Origin of the sequence: Neotamlana sedimentorum, assembly GCF_000943565.1 — a bacterium.
Classification (GTDB): Bacteria; Bacteroidota; Bacteroidia; order Flavobacteriales; family Flavobacteriaceae; genus Neotamlana; species Neotamlana sedimentorum.
This window is the reverse complement of sequence record NZ_JTDW01000004.1, coordinates 494136-510206: the sequence shown is the minus strand read 5'-3', so window position 1 is coordinate 510206 and position 16071 is coordinate 494136. Positions and strand designations below refer to the sequence as shown.

The window sequence follows — 16071 nt, the reverse complement described above, 5'->3', positions numbered from 1 at the left end:
AAGTTAATATTATATAAATGGTTTCCTATTCTGTTAAATTAGTGAAAGTTTAGTAATTAATAATTTTGGCTATTAACCAAATACTAAAAACAATACATTATTAATTTTTGTAGATAGTTGTTTTCTAATTATTGAGAAAGCCTTTGTAATATGTGCTTCTACAGATTTTATTGAAACACCTAAATGGTCTGCAATTTCATTATTTGTTAAACCGTTTTCTTTACTTAAAATAAACGTTTCTTTACATTTTGGTGGTAGATTGTTTATTTCTTGTTTTACTAAATTTATTAGTGCGTTTAAATTTGACTCGTCGGTTTCTTCAATTGTTAAATTTATTGCAGCAATATATTTTTCTTCTAAAGAGGTCTGAGATTTAATTTTTCTATACTGGTCGATAAACTCATTATAAACAGATTTGTATAAAAAACCTTGTAAATCTATCTCTGTTTTTAGTTTATCTCGTTTTTGCCAAATTTTTATAAAAACGTTTTGCACAATATCTTGAGCCAAATCTGGATTACTACAAAGCGAATTAGCATAAATTAATAGTTTATTACTATAACAGTCAATTAAATAACTGTAAGCATTTGTTTTACCGACTTTTAAGGCAAGTATGAGTTTTGCGTTATTTTCTGAAAAATCAGACATTTTATAGATTTTCTTAGGCAAATTTAAAAAAATGTTGAAAAAAACTTAGGGTATTGTGATTAAGCTTCGTGTTAATATAAAAGTGTGTTAAAAATGATTCCTGAATCAAAATCAAATATAATAGTTAAATATTTATCTAAAGAAGCAACTTTAGATGAATTGATAGAGCTATCAAAATGGCTAGAAAATCAAGATAATTTAAAAAAGTTCAATGCTTTTGTTAAAGCCAACTTTTTAATAGAAAATGCTATTAAAAATTATGATAATCAAAATATTAAGAAAAACGTTTTAGAAGTTATTAAAAAAGAAAAATATACTTTAAAACGTAGTAGAACTTTTGCTAATTTTTATAAAATTGCTGCTGTTTTGGTTGTGTTTTTAACAATTGGAGGGGTTTTGTTCACTAGATTTTATAATTCGGATACCCAATTAAAAATTCAAGATGAAAATGTAACCTTGGTTTTAGGTAATGGTGCGATTAAAACTCTTGATTTAACTAAAGAAACTTTAATAAGCTCTAATTCTGGAGAGCATATAGGTGTACAATCTGGTAATACTTTGGCTTATAATAAGCATGCCATAAAAGATGAGCTTATTTATAATACAATTAATGTGCCTTATGGTAAACGTTTTGAGGTAAATCTTTCAGATGGAACTATGGTACATTTAAATGCAGGGTCATCTTTAAAATATCCTGTGAAATTTATAAAAGGAGAGCGTCGGGAAGTATTTTTAAAGGGTGAAGCCTTTTTTGATGTTGCCAAAGATAAAAATCACGCTTTTGTTGTTAATGCAAATGCTGCAAATATTCAAGTATTAGGAACAAAGTTTAATGTGTCTTCTTATAAGGAAGATATTGATATAACAACAGCTTTGGTTGAAGGTTCGATAGCGATGTTTAAAAAAGGTGTAATTTATAATCCTTCCGAGTCGATAAATTTAAAACCTGGACAAGAAGCTATATGGAACAAAGAAACAAATGAGGCGAAAGTGAGTTCGTCTAATTTGGAATCACGAACTGCATGGATGAATGGTGAGCTTATACTTTACGAGGTGCCATTTAAAAGTATTCTTAAAAAAATAGAGCGTCAGTATAATGTGAGTTTTATAAATAATAACAAAGCATTAAATGATCGCATTTTTACCGCAAAGTTTGATGTTGAAGATATTTATGCAGTATTAAAAAGTCTTAGTGTTTCTGGCGGTTTTACTTATACAGTTAATGAAGATAAAATTATAATTAACCCATAAAATAATAATAGATGACTTAAAAAAACTAATTAATCAAAACTCAAAAAAAATAACTCGTCACTTAAAATAAAAAAACCAGAAAGTGCTGCAACACCTTCTGGCTATAGATAAGTGATAGAACATGTCTAACACATAATACAAACCAAAAGTATGAAAAAATTCATTACAGGGATCGATAAATTATTGTATATCCCTGAGTTAAGTTTAAAGATGAAGCTAACTTACATTCTCTTACTTTTTGCTTTATTTCAAATACAAGCAAATAATTCGTTCTCTCAAAATGTAAAAGTTACATTAAACTGTAACAACATGCCTATTGAGGAGGTTTTAACAGAAATTGAAACTAAAACAGAATTCAAGTTTTTATACGAGAAGGATGTTTTCTTCAAGGATGAAAAAATAAATATCACCTCAAATCAAGAGCAGTTAAAAAATATTTTAAACCGGATTTTTGGCAAATTACAATTGCATTACGAGTTTATTAACGAGCAAATTATTATAGTTAAAAACACCGAAGAAAAAAGTGTTATAAATAGCTTAAAAGCCAAAATTAAACAAGTATTACAAGCGCCTATTACAGGTAAGGTAACCGATGAAAGCGGTATGCCTTTACCGGGAGCAACAATTGTTTATAAAGGTCGAAACTCTGGTGTTACTACCGATTTTGATGGTAATTTTTCAATACCATTTGTTCAGAACGCTAAAACCTTGGTTGTTTCTTATATTGGTTACGAAACTCAAGAAGTTGTTATTAATAATGTTTCCAAAATTAACGTACAATTAAAAGTAGCTGTAACTGGTTTAGATGAAACAGTAATTGTCGCCTATGGTAAAATTAAAAAAGAAGCTTTAACAGGTTCGGTAGGTGTAGTAAACGTTGAAGGCTTAGCACAACAAGGGACAATTATTAATGTAGATCAAGCATTACAAGGTCAAGTAGCAGGTGTACAAGTAAGTTCTCCAAGTGGTAAGCCTGGTGCAGCGGCTAGAGTTAGGGTAAGGGGAAGTTCTTCTATTTTAGGTACTAACCAGCCTCTTTATGTAGTAGATGGTGTTCCTATTTCTCCGTCTGTTGAGATTCCAGGTTATGCATCATTTATAGACGGGTTAAGTAATAACGAATCTACAACCCTAGAAAATGAAGGATTTAACAACGATTTAGGTTTTCTAGATTTTAATAACGTCGAAAGCATTTCGGTGTTAAAAGATGCAACAGCTACGTCTATTTATGGTTCAAGAGCAGCGAACGGAGTTATAGTTATAACAACTAAAAGTGGTAGCGGTTTATCGAAGCCACAATTTGAATTATCGGTTACGCAACGTGCTAATTTGGTACAAAATATAGATGTTTTAAATTCTAGCCAGTACAAATCACTTTATGAAGATGCAATCAATAATTATGTTGAATCTGGTGGAGTAGTGCCTACTTCAGATAGTTTTGGTCAAGGTATTTTAGCTGGAACCGAAGTCGATTTAAACACAAATACAGATTGGCAAGATTTAGTAGTAAGGAATACTTCACTAACTAGTAATTACGCATTTAGCGTTCGTGGAGGCAGTGATAAAGGTTCTTATTATTCTTCTTTGAGTTTACAAAGTGATGATGGCAGTGTAAAAGGAGATGAATTAAGAAGATATGCTTATAGCTTAAGTTTAACACAAAAGTTGAAAGACAATTTGTCCTTTACTTCTAATATTAATTTAGGAAGAGTAAAAAGTGATTTAGCCTTAAATAGTCTTTTTGCCACATTTGAAGCGGCGACCTATTTGCGACCAGATGTTACACCTTATGATGAGGATGGTAATTTAATTGCACGTATAGGAGATATTTATAACCCGTTATCGTCTTCTCAGCGTCGTATAACTTCAACAACATTTTCTTTAGCTGGTAATTTTACTTTAGAGTATGAGCCTATAGAAAATTTAATACTAAAAACTACAGGTATTTTACAATATATTGATGCCGAAAGTTATTCGTTTTATCCAAGTTATACCATTAGTGGTTCTACAACCAACGGTGAAGGAAATTTGATAAACAGAAATACGATAAACCCAACTGTAGAAGGGACTTTATCTTACGATTTTTCGTTAGCGAAAAGTAATTTTAATATTTTAGTTGGAAGTACTTATCAAAACGAAAATTCGGTAACGAATAGTTTGTATGGTGAAAACTTTCCAAACGATGATACGCTTACAGGTATTAGTTATGCTGGTGAAAGTTTATCGGCTCAAGAATCAATTACTCGCAGTAATTTAATATCCTTTTTCTCTCGATTTATTTATGATTACGATAACAGATACGTTATTAACTTTTCGGGTAGAACAGATGGATCTTCAAAATTTGGGGCAAATAAACGTTGGGCTACTTTCCCATCTGTTGGTTTAGGATGGAATATTCATAACGAAAAGTTTATGGATAATGCTTATGCCGTTAATTTTTTAAAATTGAGAGCAAGTACAGGACAATCGGGTAATGTAACCTTCGATCCTAATCAGTCGTTTAGCTTATATGGAGCATTAAATAGTACTTTAGGAGTTTATAACGGTAATACAGGAGTAGTGCCGGTGCGTATTGGTAATCCAGATTTAAAATGGGAAGTAACAACACAGAAAGATTTAGGTTTAGAATTTGCTTTGTTCAATAACAGAATAAAAGGAGAAGTAGCCTATTACCAAAAAGATACAAAGGATGTATTATATCAAACAGAGTTACCATCGTCAAGTGGATTATACACCGTTATTTCAAATTTAGGAGATACTCAAAACGATGGTTACGAACTTACTTTAAATTTTAATCTTGTAAATAAGAAAAATTTTAAATGGAATTTTGGCTTTAATGCTGCTACAGCAAACTCTAAAATAGTAAAATTAAATACTAGTTATTTAGACGAATTTGGAGGTACTTATTTAAACGGTTTGTATTTAAGAGAAGGTGAATCGTTGGGGTTAATTCGAGGGTTTGTTGCAAATGGCCTTTTTCAAAATCAAGAACAAATCGATGCATTAAATAACAATGCGCCAGATGGTGTTTATCAATCCTCAACAACAAGTCCTGGAGATGTTTATTTTGCAGATTTAGATGGCGATGGAGAAGTGAGCACTTCAACATCAAGTGGTGATGTAACTAGTATTGGTAGTATTGAACCTGATTTTTTTGGAGGAATTAATACAAACTTTAATTACAAAGGTTTGACTTTAAATATTTTCGCAAATTATAGTTTGGGTAACGATATTTACTGGAAGGCTGGAGAGAATGCCTTTAGTTATACAACTTTAAACGAACAAGGGAATAAACCAACCTTAGCTTTAGACCGCTGGACACCAGATAATACTGATGCCATATACCCAAGAGCTGTTTATAGAACTAATCTTTCTACTTCAAATCAAAATAACAGACAGTCAAGCTTATACGTGCATAAAGGCGATTATTTACGTATAAAAAATATAACCTTAGGTTATAACTTTAGTAACGATGTTTTAGATAAATTAAAAATACAAGGTCTGTATTTATATTTAACAGGAACTAACTTATTTACGTTTACTAAATATCCTGGTGCCGATCCTGAATTTACAAACATTGCAAGTTTTAGAAATCCTATCGATAGCAATAAATATCCTGTAAGCAAGCAATTAATAACAGGTTTAAGGTTAACTTTTTAAAGCAAAAAAACATGAAAAATAAAATAATATTAATTATAATTTTAAGTGTGTTAAGCTATTCTTGCGACGACGCACTCGATGTGCAACCAGAAAATTATTTGTTCGAAGACCAGTTGGTAACCGACGATAAAAGTGCTCAAACGTCATTAATTGGGATTTATACTCAATTAAACTGGATTTATGGTCAAAACCTTGAGCTAAGTTTTCCTTTTTTAGATGGATCTTTAACCACTACAAATGCCACATTTATTTTTGGTCAGGCTGCCAGTAATGTAATTAGTCCGGAAGATGGAACTTTAAATACATTTTACGAATGGCCTTATTATATCATAAATTCAGCAAACGCAACAATTGCAGCTGTAACAAATAATGCAGGAGTGTCTCAAACAGAGCAAGATAGAATATTAGGTGAATCTTATTTTATGCGTGCATTTGGACATTACATAGCATTGCGAAGCTTTGGGCAATTTTTTGATTTATCTAGTTCTTACGGCATTGTTTTAAGAGATGTTGTATCGACAGTTGAAAATAGCCAGAAACAACGTTCAACAGTACAAGAATGTTACGATTTTATTTTAGCAGATTTGGATATGAGTATTCAAAAAAACACCACTTTTAGCAATAATTATTATGCGTCAAGTTTAGCTGCTAAATCTTTTAAGGCAAATGTATTATTGTATATGGGAGGAAACGAAAATTATACCGAAGCCATTTCACTAGCCGATGAGGTAATTAATTCGGGAGATGTAAGTCTTGAACCTAATTTTGAAGATATATTTATTAATGGTGAAGCAAATAGTGAAGTTATTTTTTGTCGAGTTGTTGGTGAAGGACAATCAAATAAATTTTCTTACTATTATCAAACGTTACCAAAAACATCTACTTGGTTACAAAGTTATTTAGAAAACGACCCTCGTGAAGAAAATAGTTATGATACAAGTAACTTGAGGCTGAAAAAAATATTTACAACCGAAATTTCTGGAGGTCCTACAAACTATTTGCGTTTGGCGGAGGTGTATTTAATAAAAGCAGAATGTCAAGCACGTTTAAATTTGTTAGATGATGCTGAAAATACTTTAAATGTATTACGAAATAGAGCTTATGGAGGTTCTGCGCCAGAACTAGCATATACCAATCAGCAAGAATTGTTAGATTTAATTTTCGATGAGTATGTAAAAGAACTTTGTTTCGAATCTGGAGCGGTTTGGTTTGCAGCAATTCGTCATGGGAAAATTGAAACATTAAAAGATGCTGTAACCAGTTCAGACCAATATATATTACCAATTCCTTTAGCCGAATTACAAACTAACCTAGAATTCGGACCACAAAATCCAGGGTATTTAGACTTTTAAAAGAGTTAAATAATTTGATTTAGTTATTATTTAAAGGGGCTTTAGACTATTAAAGAATTCTAAAGCCCTATTCTTTGCGTTTTCAACTTATTCAAAGGGACTCCCAAGTATCATAAATTTTAATATTTAATACAATTAAGACTTAATTATAATGAAAAAAATAGTAGTCATTTTAGCCATCATTTTCAGCTTTAAAAGCTTTAATATTTCGGCTCAAAATAATTTACAAAATAATATTCCAAACGATCCTTCTATTAAAATAGGAAAGCTAAAAAACGGTTTAACTTATTACATAAAGCGAAATGCAAAACCTAAAAATAAGGCAGAACTACGTTTGGTTTTAAAAGCAGGTTCAATACTTGAAGATCAAGACCAGCTAGGGTTAGCTCATTTTATAGAGCATATGGCTTTTAATGGTACAAAACATTTTCCAAAAAATGAACTTATAAATTATTTACAAAGTATTGGTGTCGAGTTTGGTGCCGACTTAAATGCACATACAAGTTTTGATGAAACGGTTTATAAGCTATCTGTTCCAACAGATAACGAAACCCTAAAAACAAGTTTACAAGTTTTAAGAGATTGGGCAGACGGTATAACTTTCGATCATGAAGAAATAGATAAAGAGCGAGGTGTTGTTGCCGAAGAACTTAGAGCACGAAACGGTGTAGGTTCTAGAATGTATTACCAATCTATACCTGTATTAACAAATAATTCAAGGTATGCAGAGCGCGCTCCAATTGGGACACTCGACGTCATTTTAAATGCTAAATATAGTGCGCTTAAGCGTTTTTACAACGATTGGTACAGACCAGATTTAATGGCTTTAGTTTTTGTTGGTGATTTTAATTTAGAACAAATTGAACAGCAAATAAAAACTACATTTAGTGGTATTAAATCAACTAAAAAGCCAAGAGAGAGATTATATTACAACATACCAAATAATGATAAGCCAGCAGTAACTGTACAATCAGATAAAGAAGCTACAGGTTCAAAAGTGTCTATTTATGTTAAGAGACTTGAAGATGAGGTAAACACGTTAAACGACTTAAAACAAGTTGTTTTACAGCGTTTATATTCAGGAATGTTACGTCAAAGACTATCTGAAATAGAAGTGCAACCTAATGCCCCGTTTTTATCTGCTAAAGCCGGTATTGGAAATTTTTTAGCAACTACAGATAGTTATTTTTTAGGAGCTTCTTTAAAAGAAAATCAACTTTTAAATGGTATAGAAGGGCTGTTAATAGAAAGTGAACGTGCCAAACGATATGGCTTTACAGAATCAGAACTTAAGCGTTACAAAAAGCTCTTTTTAAACAATGCTGATATTCGAAGAAAAGAAGACGGTAAGCTCTCGAATAAATATTACGTTGAGCAGTATATAGATAATTTTACTAGTAAAACACCAATACCTAGCGATAACTTTAGCTATAACTTTTACAAAGACATATTACCAAGTATTACCGTAGCAGATGTAAATGCTATAAGTGAAAAATGGGTGAGAGATGATAATATGGCAATTGTGGTAAATACTGTACAAAAAGAAGGTGTTAATACACCAAAAAACGAACAAGTTATTGCTTTAATTGATAAAGTGAAAAAATTAGAATTAGAGCCTTATGTTGATAAATTATCTAATGTAAAATTATTAGAAACACCACCAAATCAAGGACGTATTGTTGCTACCGATTACAATAAAGAGGTAGACGTAACGACTTGGAAATTGGCAAATGGAATTACTATAATTGTAAAACCAACAACATTTCAAAACGATTTAATTTCAATGAGTGGTTTCCGATCTGGAGGGAGCTCAACAGCGCCAGATTCTATTTATGTTTCAGCTCGAAATGCTGGTAATATTATTAGTAAGAGTGGGGTTAATGGCATTTCTAACATTAATTTAGAAAAATTAAGCATGGGGAAAACAGTAAAAGTATCTCCTAGAATTAATTATTACGACGATTTATTTTCTGGTTCAAGTTCTTCAAAGGACTTAGAGTACATGATGCAGCTTGTTCATTTGTATTTTACAAATCCTAATAAAGATGAAAATGTGTTTGGCGCCTTTAAGGAGAGTTTAAAATCGGTTTATAAAAATCAAGATGATAGTCCCGGGGCTTATTTTGAAAAAGGAATTGCAAAACATATTACCAATAGTCATTTACGTGCAATGCCTTTAACGGTTGATCAAATTGAAGGTGAATTACAATTAGATGAAGCATTCAATTTTTATAAAAGTCGTTTTTCAAACGCAAATGGCTTTACATTTATATTTGTAGGTAGTTTTAAACTTGAACATCTTAAACCTTTAGTGGAACAATACATTGGTAGTTTACCAGCTAATATAAACGTTGAAAGTAAATCAAAAGATACAGGGTTACGATACGCAACGGGAGTAGGGAGAAAGGTGTTTTACAAGGGAATAAGTGATAAAAGTACTGTAGATTTGAGATTTACAGGTAATATTGATTTCTCTTTAGAGGAAAAGGAGAATTTGAGTTTATTAGCTAAGTTGTTAAAAATTAAATTAACAGAGGAATTAAGAGAAAAAATGTCTGGAGTTTATGGAGTTCGAGTTTCCTCTTTTGCTTCAAATAAACCGTATCAATGGTATAGAATTGCTATTCGTTTTACTTGTGATCCAGAAAATGTTGAAAAATTAATTGCTAAGACTTTAGAAGAAATAGAAGACATAAAAACTAATGGAGCATCTTTAAATTATATAAATAAAATAAAACAAGCAGAACTAACTAACTACGAACAGTTTTTAGAAAATAATAATTTCTGGAGTTCTAAACTAAAAACAATTTATGAGTATAATTTAAATTTAGAAGATGTTTTACATCACGAAGAAGAGATTGATAGCATAGATTCTGATCTGTTTAAAAAAACAGCAAAAAAATATTTCAATTCAGAGAATTATGCAGAATTTATTTTGATGCCTGAAAAAACTAAACAATAATAATTTTTCAAAAAACTAAATATCCGTAAGGATATTTAGTTTTTTGAGTTTAAATTGTAAAATCTTACTTGTAAATTAGGAAATTTCGACGAGCGCTTGTTTTGAGGCGCTAAAGGTAAGTAATCTAATGACGAAAATTGACCTAAAGAACGATATCTTTGTAGCTTAAAACTGTCGAGTAGTTATTTTGGTCGAAATAATCAGTAGGATTGTCTCTAGAAGCCACTAAAACAAAATCGCCACCCCAAGCCCCAAGACTTTTTATTGCTCCATTAAAATCACTAAAGAGTTTATTTTTTACCGGCACTTGGTTCGTGATTTTTGCAATAAACGTTTCATGAAGTTCAATTAATTCTACAAAGTCGTCAAAGTTGTTACAAGCTATAATTTTTTGGGTAACATTATTAATAAAATCAATTTCAAATATAGAATTTTTCTTCTCCTTGCGGTAGTGCTTTATACCATCGCGACTATTTTGTTTTTGGTTTAAATGAACAAAATAAAGGAATGACTTAAAATCGGGATTAAAAATAATTGGCTTTATTATTGACTTCTTATCCTTTAAGGTAAAGGTAATTGCTGTATTATGTTTTGCACAAGCAATATCGTACCCGCTCCCTCCAAATGTAAGTTCTAAAAGTTTAAACGGATCAATTTTAGCCCATTGAGCGATATTGTTTATTAAGGTTGACGATGTTCCAAGCCCCCAATTATTTGGAAAATCGAGATGTGTCTCCACTTTAAAACCGTGTTTATTGTTAAGAAATTCAGGATTTAACTGCTTCACAGCATTTAAAATTTGAATTAGTCTTTTAGAAATATCGTTGGTAGCATGCCATTCTGTAGATGGTTGAAGCAGGTCGAACTCAACATTAAACCATAATTCGTTTTTGTGATTATAACTTTCCCAAATTAACTTTTGCTCTTCAATATTTTCAACTGTAAGCGATTGCCCGTATTTTGTAGGTACGGCTAAAGCAGTAACTCCATCTAAAACCACATATTCGCCTGTTAAAAGTAATTTACCGTTGCTATAAAACTCTTGCATAATTAGTTGTTAGAACGTAAGTTTTCAATGGCCGAAACAACAGCGCTGTGCGTTAATGTTTGGTTTTCAAATTGCTTGCTGAGTATGTTTTTTTCGGTTTCTGTAGCTTCAAATTGATTTAAAATATTCATCAAATGCATTTTCATATGGCCTTGTTGAATACCTGTTGTTGTAAGGGAACGTAGCGCAGCAAAATTTTGAGCTAATCCTGCAACAGCCACAATTTGCATTAATTCTTTTGCAGAAGGATGATGAAGCATCTCTAAAGCTAACTTTACTAATGGGTGTAAACCTGTTAACCCACCAACAGTTCCTAAAGCAAGCGGAATTTCCATCCAAAAAGAAAATACACCATTTTCAATTTTAGCATGCGATAAACTGCTATATGCACCACTTTTAGTAGCGTAAGCGTGAACACCAGCTTCAATGGCTCTAAAATCGTTACCAGTAGCTAAAACTACAGCGTCAATACCATTCATAATGCCTTTATTGTGAGTAACGGCACGATAGGTTTCAATTTCTGCTATTTTTACGGCTTGCACAAATTTTTCAGCAAAAGCTTTACCATCTATGTTTTTTTGGGTTAATTCATCAACCTTACAACTTACTTCGGCGCGCACTAAACAATCAGGAACATAATTCGAGAGTATACTCATTACCACTTCAATTTGTTTTTCATCTTGGGTAAACCCTTCGTAATTTAGGGCTTCAGTTTTTAAAGTTTTGGCAAACTGTTCTAAACAAGAGTTTATAAAGTTAGCACCCATAGCGTCGAGTGTTTCAAACTTGGCATGTAGCTGGTAGTAGTTGTTTAACTCTTCGGTTTTACTTCTTAATTCAATATCTAAAATGCCACCACCGCGCTTTTCCATATTTTGGGTGATGCTTTTGGCTTCGGAATAAAATTTTGGTTTTATGCTATCGAAAAACGTTTTTAACTTATCGAAATTACCACGAAACAAAAAATGCACATGTCCAATTTTGGTAGTAGAAATCACTTTAGTTTTAAAACCACCTCGATCCATCCAAAATTTTGCAGCTTTACTTGCAGCAGCAACAACCGAGCTTTCCTCGATTGCCATTGGAATTGTATATAATTTATTGTTAATTAAAAAGTTTGGTGCCACACCCAGCGGTAAATAATAATTAGTAATGGTGTTTTCAATAAACTCGTCGTGCAGTTGTTGCAGCTTTTCGTCGTTATTCCAATATTGTTTTAAAATGCGTTTGGCATCATCTGTATTAGAAAAATAGGTGTTAACAATCCAATCAATTTTTTTTGATTTTGATAGTTTCGAAAAACCAGAAATAGATTTACTCATAAGGTATTAAGTTGCAGCACAAAGATAGTATTCTTCATTTAGTTTTAATTATTTAATTTATAGAAGCCTCTTATTAAAGTGTTAATGTTATCTGTTTTTTGCAGAATTTTTAGTAAACTTGGGCTCATTTTGAAAATTAAACATCATTTTTAATGAAACACCTAAAATTATCTTTTTGGATTTGCGTTTTTATATCTTCAATTACAATTGCGCAAATCAAAGAAATTACTCTTGAAGACATTTGGAAAAACAGAACCTTTGCTACAGAATATATGGATGCGTTACATTCCATGTCGAACGGACAGCAATATTCGGTTTTAGATTTTGACAGGGCAACGCGTAGTACTTCAATCGATATTTACGATTATAAAACGCTTAAAAAGGTTAAAACTTTAGTAAGTTCGGCTAATTTAGATGCGATTCAATATTTTTCTGATTATACCTTTAGTAAAGATGAATCTATGGTATTGTTAGCAACAAACGAAGAGTCTATATACCGTCGTTCATCATTAGGTAATTATTACGTTTATAATGTAAAAACTAAAGCGCTTAACGCCGTTGCCGATTATAAAATACAAGAACCAACCTTTTCTCCAAACGGTAAATTTTTAGCTTATGGACATGAAAATAACTTGTTTTATAAAAATTTAGAAACAGGCGAAGTATTTCAAATAACAACCGATGGCAAGAAAAATGAAATTATAAATGGTATTACCGATTGGGTTTACGAAGAAGAATTTAGCTTTGTACGTGCCTTTGATTGGAATGCAGATAGTAACAAAATTGCTTTTATTCGTTTTGATGAAACCGAAGTCCCTGAGTTTTCAATGGATGTTTATGGTGAAACGCTTTATCCAGACCAACAAGAATTTAAATACCCTAAAGCTGGTGAAGCAAATTCAAAAGTGTCGCTCCATGTTTATAATTTAAACGATAAAAATGTGAGCAACATTGAGGTTGATAAAACTTATAACGATTTTTACATTCCCAGAATAAAATGGACTAACGAAGCCGATATTTTAAGTGCACAATACATGAATCGTCACCAAAACGAATTGGATTTATGGATGATTAATACGGATAAAAACACATCGAACTTAGTTTTAGCCGAAACCGATAAAGCTTATATTGACGTAACGTTTAACTTAACCTTTTTAAAGGATAACAGTTTTATCTGGACTAGTGAAAAAGACGGATATAACCACATTTATCACTACGGTAAAACAGGCAAATTAATTAACCAAGTTACAAAAGGAAATTGGGAAGTAACCGATTATTATGGTTATGACGAAAAAGAAAAAGTTATTTTTTATCAATCGGTAGAAAATGGTTCTATCAACAGAGATGTATATTCTATTAAGCTTAACGGACGAAACAAAAAGCGATTAACAAAAAGTGAAGGGACTAACAATGCTTCGTTTAGTGCCGATTTCTCGTATTTTATCAATACTTTTTCTAGCGCAACCACACCGCCAGAGTATTCTTTAAATAGTGCATCATCAGGAAATTTAATCAAGAGCATAAAAGATAACGATATATTAGCGCAAAAACTTTCGGAATATAAAACCTCAGAAAAAGAATTTAGTACCATTCATGTAAATGGTAATGATTTAAATATGTGGATGATAAAACCTGCCAATTTTGATGAAAATAAGCAGTATCCGCTTTTTATGTATCAATATTCTGGTCCTGGATCGCAACAAGTGGCAAACCGTTGGAATAGAGCAGACGATTATTGGTACCAAATGTTAGCCCAAAAAGGATATATAATTGCTTGTGTTGATGGTAGAGGGACAGGTTTTAAAGGAGCCAATTTTAAAAAGGTTACACAAAATGAACTTGGAAAATATGAAGTTGAAGACCAAATAGCTGCGGCTAAACAACTAGGTGAATTACCATATATTGATGCGAGCAGAATAGGAATTTGGGGCTGGAGTTTTGGTGGTTTTATGAGTAGTAATTGCTTATTTAAAGGAAACGATGTCTTTAAAATGGCTATTGCTGTTGCACCAGTAACTAGCTGGCGTTTTTACGATACTATATACACAGAACGTTATATGACCACCCCACAGGAAAACCCATCTGGTTACGACGAAAATTCGCCAATAAATCACGTAGATAAGTTAAAAGGCGATTTTCTTTTAGTCCATGGAACTGCCGATGATAATGTGCATGCTCAAAACGCTATGCGATTAACTGAAGCTTTAATTCAAGCGAATAAACAATTCGATTGGGCCATGTATCCAGATAAAAACCATGGTATTTATGGTGGGAATACTAGACTTCATTTATATAATAAAATGACCAGTTTTATTGATGAAAATTTAGGTGATAAAATAAAAGACGAAAAACCAGAAGAAATAAAAACCAAATCGAATATTAAAAGATAAAAATTAACTAACTATCAAAATATATTTATGACGAATTCAACAACCATTAAAAGGCCTCATGAAGAAGAATTATGGGGGCACCCAAAAGGGCTTTATGTTTTGTTTTTTACCGAAATGTGGGAGCGTTTCTCTTATTACGGTATGCGTGCTTTATTGGTGTTATACTTAACATCAGAAACTACAGGGAAAAATCCGGGTGTTGGTTGGTCGCAAGGTGAAGCTTTAGCGCTATATGGTTGGTATACTGCATTGGTTTATATAATGTCTATTCCTGGAGGATTTTTAGCCGACAGATATTTAGGTCAAAAAAAATCGGTAATTGTAGGCGCCGTACTGCTAGTTATAGGTCATAGTGTTTTAGCTATAGAAGCTATGTGGGCGTTTTATACAGGTCTTGGTTTTATTATTTTAGGAGTTGGGTGTTTAAAACCTAATATATCTACAATGGTAGGAGGGCTTTACAAAAAAGGCGATGTAAGAAGAGATAAAGGATTTACAATATTTTATATAGGCATTAATGTAGGCGCTTTTTTATCAGGCTTAGTTGTAGGCTATGTAGGCGAGGTTCATGGTTGGCATTATGGCTTTGGTTTAGCAGGAATTTTAATGGTTTTAGGATTAATCCAATTTTTAGCAGGACAAAAATACTTAGTTCACGTAGGTAATTATTTAGGTAAGTCTGAAAGTGTACAAGATCAAGAAGATTATAAAAGACCATTAACAAAAATTGAAAAAGATAGAGTAGTGGTACTTTTAATCTCTTTCCTTTTAATCATAGCTTTCTTTGCTGCATTTGAGCAAGCAGGAGGTTTAATGAATATATATGCGAAAGAAAAGACTAATAGAATGTTATTAGGTTGGGAAGTTCCAGCAACTTGGTTTCAATCTTTAAACTCTTTCTTTATTATAACACTAGGTGTTGCTATTGCAGGATTTTGGTCTAAGAGACAATTAAAAGGAACAGAGGCTTCTTCGCTTTTTAAAATGATTGTTGGTTTGGGTATTACAGGTGTAGGTTTCTTATTTATGTCGGCAGCAGCAAACGAATATGATACAACTGGAAGTTCTATGATGATTTGGCTAGTATTAGCTTATTTATTTCATACAATTGGTGAGTTGTGTTTATCTCCAGTTTCACTTTCATTTGTTACAAAATTAGCTCCAGCAAAATATGCTTCTATTATGATGGGTATTTATTTTGCGACAACAGGTTTAGGAAATAAAGCAGCAGGTTTATTAGGAGAATCCTCTTCGGTTTTCGGCGAGTTTAAAGTATTTACAGGAATAGCTATTTTTTGTATTGGTTTTGCGCTTTTGGTATTTTTATTTTTAAAGAAATTAAAGAAATTAACTCATGGCGCAGAAGATAATGAGGTTGATTACAGTACAAAAGAAGCAGAAGGATTTGAGATAGCAGATAAACAATAATAAGAAAAAA

Annotated in this window: 9 protein-coding genes; 6 read left to right on the top strand and 3 right to left on the bottom strand. The window is 31.9% G+C overall.

The annotated features are described in order from the left end of the window. Positions 1 to 72: 72 nt before the first annotated feature. Complete coding sequence (locus tag PW52_RS07090) at positions 73 to 648, bottom strand: RNA polymerase sigma factor (RefSeq protein WP_044632213.1); 576 nt, start codon at positions 646 to 648, stop codon at positions 73 to 75. Between the two features lie 93 nt (positions 649 to 741). Here PW52_RS07090 and PW52_RS17085 point away from each other — a divergent pair, with 93 nt between their 5' ends. The 4 genes from PW52_RS17085 to PW52_RS07070 all read left to right on the top strand — a co-directional run bounded on the left by PW52_RS17085 (position 742) and on the right by PW52_RS07070 (position 9873). Further along, positions 742 to 1899: a FecR family protein gene (locus PW52_RS17085; protein WP_052823411.1), complete on the top strand. Its 1158-nt coding sequence runs from the start codon at positions 742 to 744 to the stop codon at positions 1897 to 1899. A 150-nt stretch (positions 1900 to 2049) separates the two neighbouring features. Then, entirely contained in the window at positions 2050 to 5559 is a 3510-nt protein-coding gene (locus PW52_RS07080) for a SusC/RagA family TonB-linked outer membrane protein (RefSeq protein ID WP_082050856.1), read from the top strand. Positions 5560 to 5570: 11 nt separating this feature from the next. Next, positions 5571 to 6911: a RagB/SusD family nutrient uptake outer membrane protein gene (locus tag PW52_RS07075; RefSeq protein ID WP_044632211.1), complete on the top strand. Its 1341-nt coding sequence runs from the start codon at positions 5571 to 5573 to the stop codon at positions 6909 to 6911. A 151-nt stretch (positions 6912 to 7062) separates the two neighbouring features. Further along, complete coding sequence (locus PW52_RS07070) at positions 7063 to 9873, top strand: M16 family metallopeptidase (RefSeq protein WP_044632210.1); 2811 nt, start codon at positions 7063 to 7065, stop codon at positions 9871 to 9873. A 142-nt stretch (positions 9874 to 10015) separates the two neighbouring features. Here the strand turns inward: PW52_RS07070 and PW52_RS07065 are convergent, their stop codons facing one another. Then, positions 10016 to 10921, bottom strand: coding sequence for a GYDIA family GHMP kinase (locus PW52_RS07065; protein ID WP_044632209.1), 906 nt, complete (start codon positions 10919 to 10921; stop codon positions 10016 to 10018). A 2-nt stretch (positions 10922 to 10923) separates the two neighbouring features. Further along, positions 10924 to 12243: a hydroxymethylglutaryl-CoA reductase, degradative gene (locus PW52_RS07060; protein ID WP_044632208.1), complete on the bottom strand. Its 1320-nt coding sequence runs from the start codon at positions 12241 to 12243 to the stop codon at positions 10924 to 10926. Between the two features lie 152 nt (positions 12244 to 12395). On the opposite strand from PW52_RS07060, the gene PW52_RS07055 reads away from it, so the two are divergent. Together PW52_RS07055 and PW52_RS07050 are read left to right on the top strand one after the other, a co-directional pair. Further along, complete coding sequence (locus PW52_RS07055; RefSeq protein ID WP_044632207.1) at positions 12396 to 14633, top strand: S9 family peptidase; 2238 nt, start codon at positions 12396 to 12398, stop codon at positions 14631 to 14633. 27 nt (positions 14634 to 14660) lie between these two features. Beyond that, positions 14661 to 16061, top strand: coding sequence for a peptide MFS transporter (locus PW52_RS07050; RefSeq protein ID WP_044632206.1), 1401 nt, complete (start codon positions 14661 to 14663; stop codon positions 16059 to 16061). Positions 16062 to 16071 lie beyond the last annotated feature (10 nt).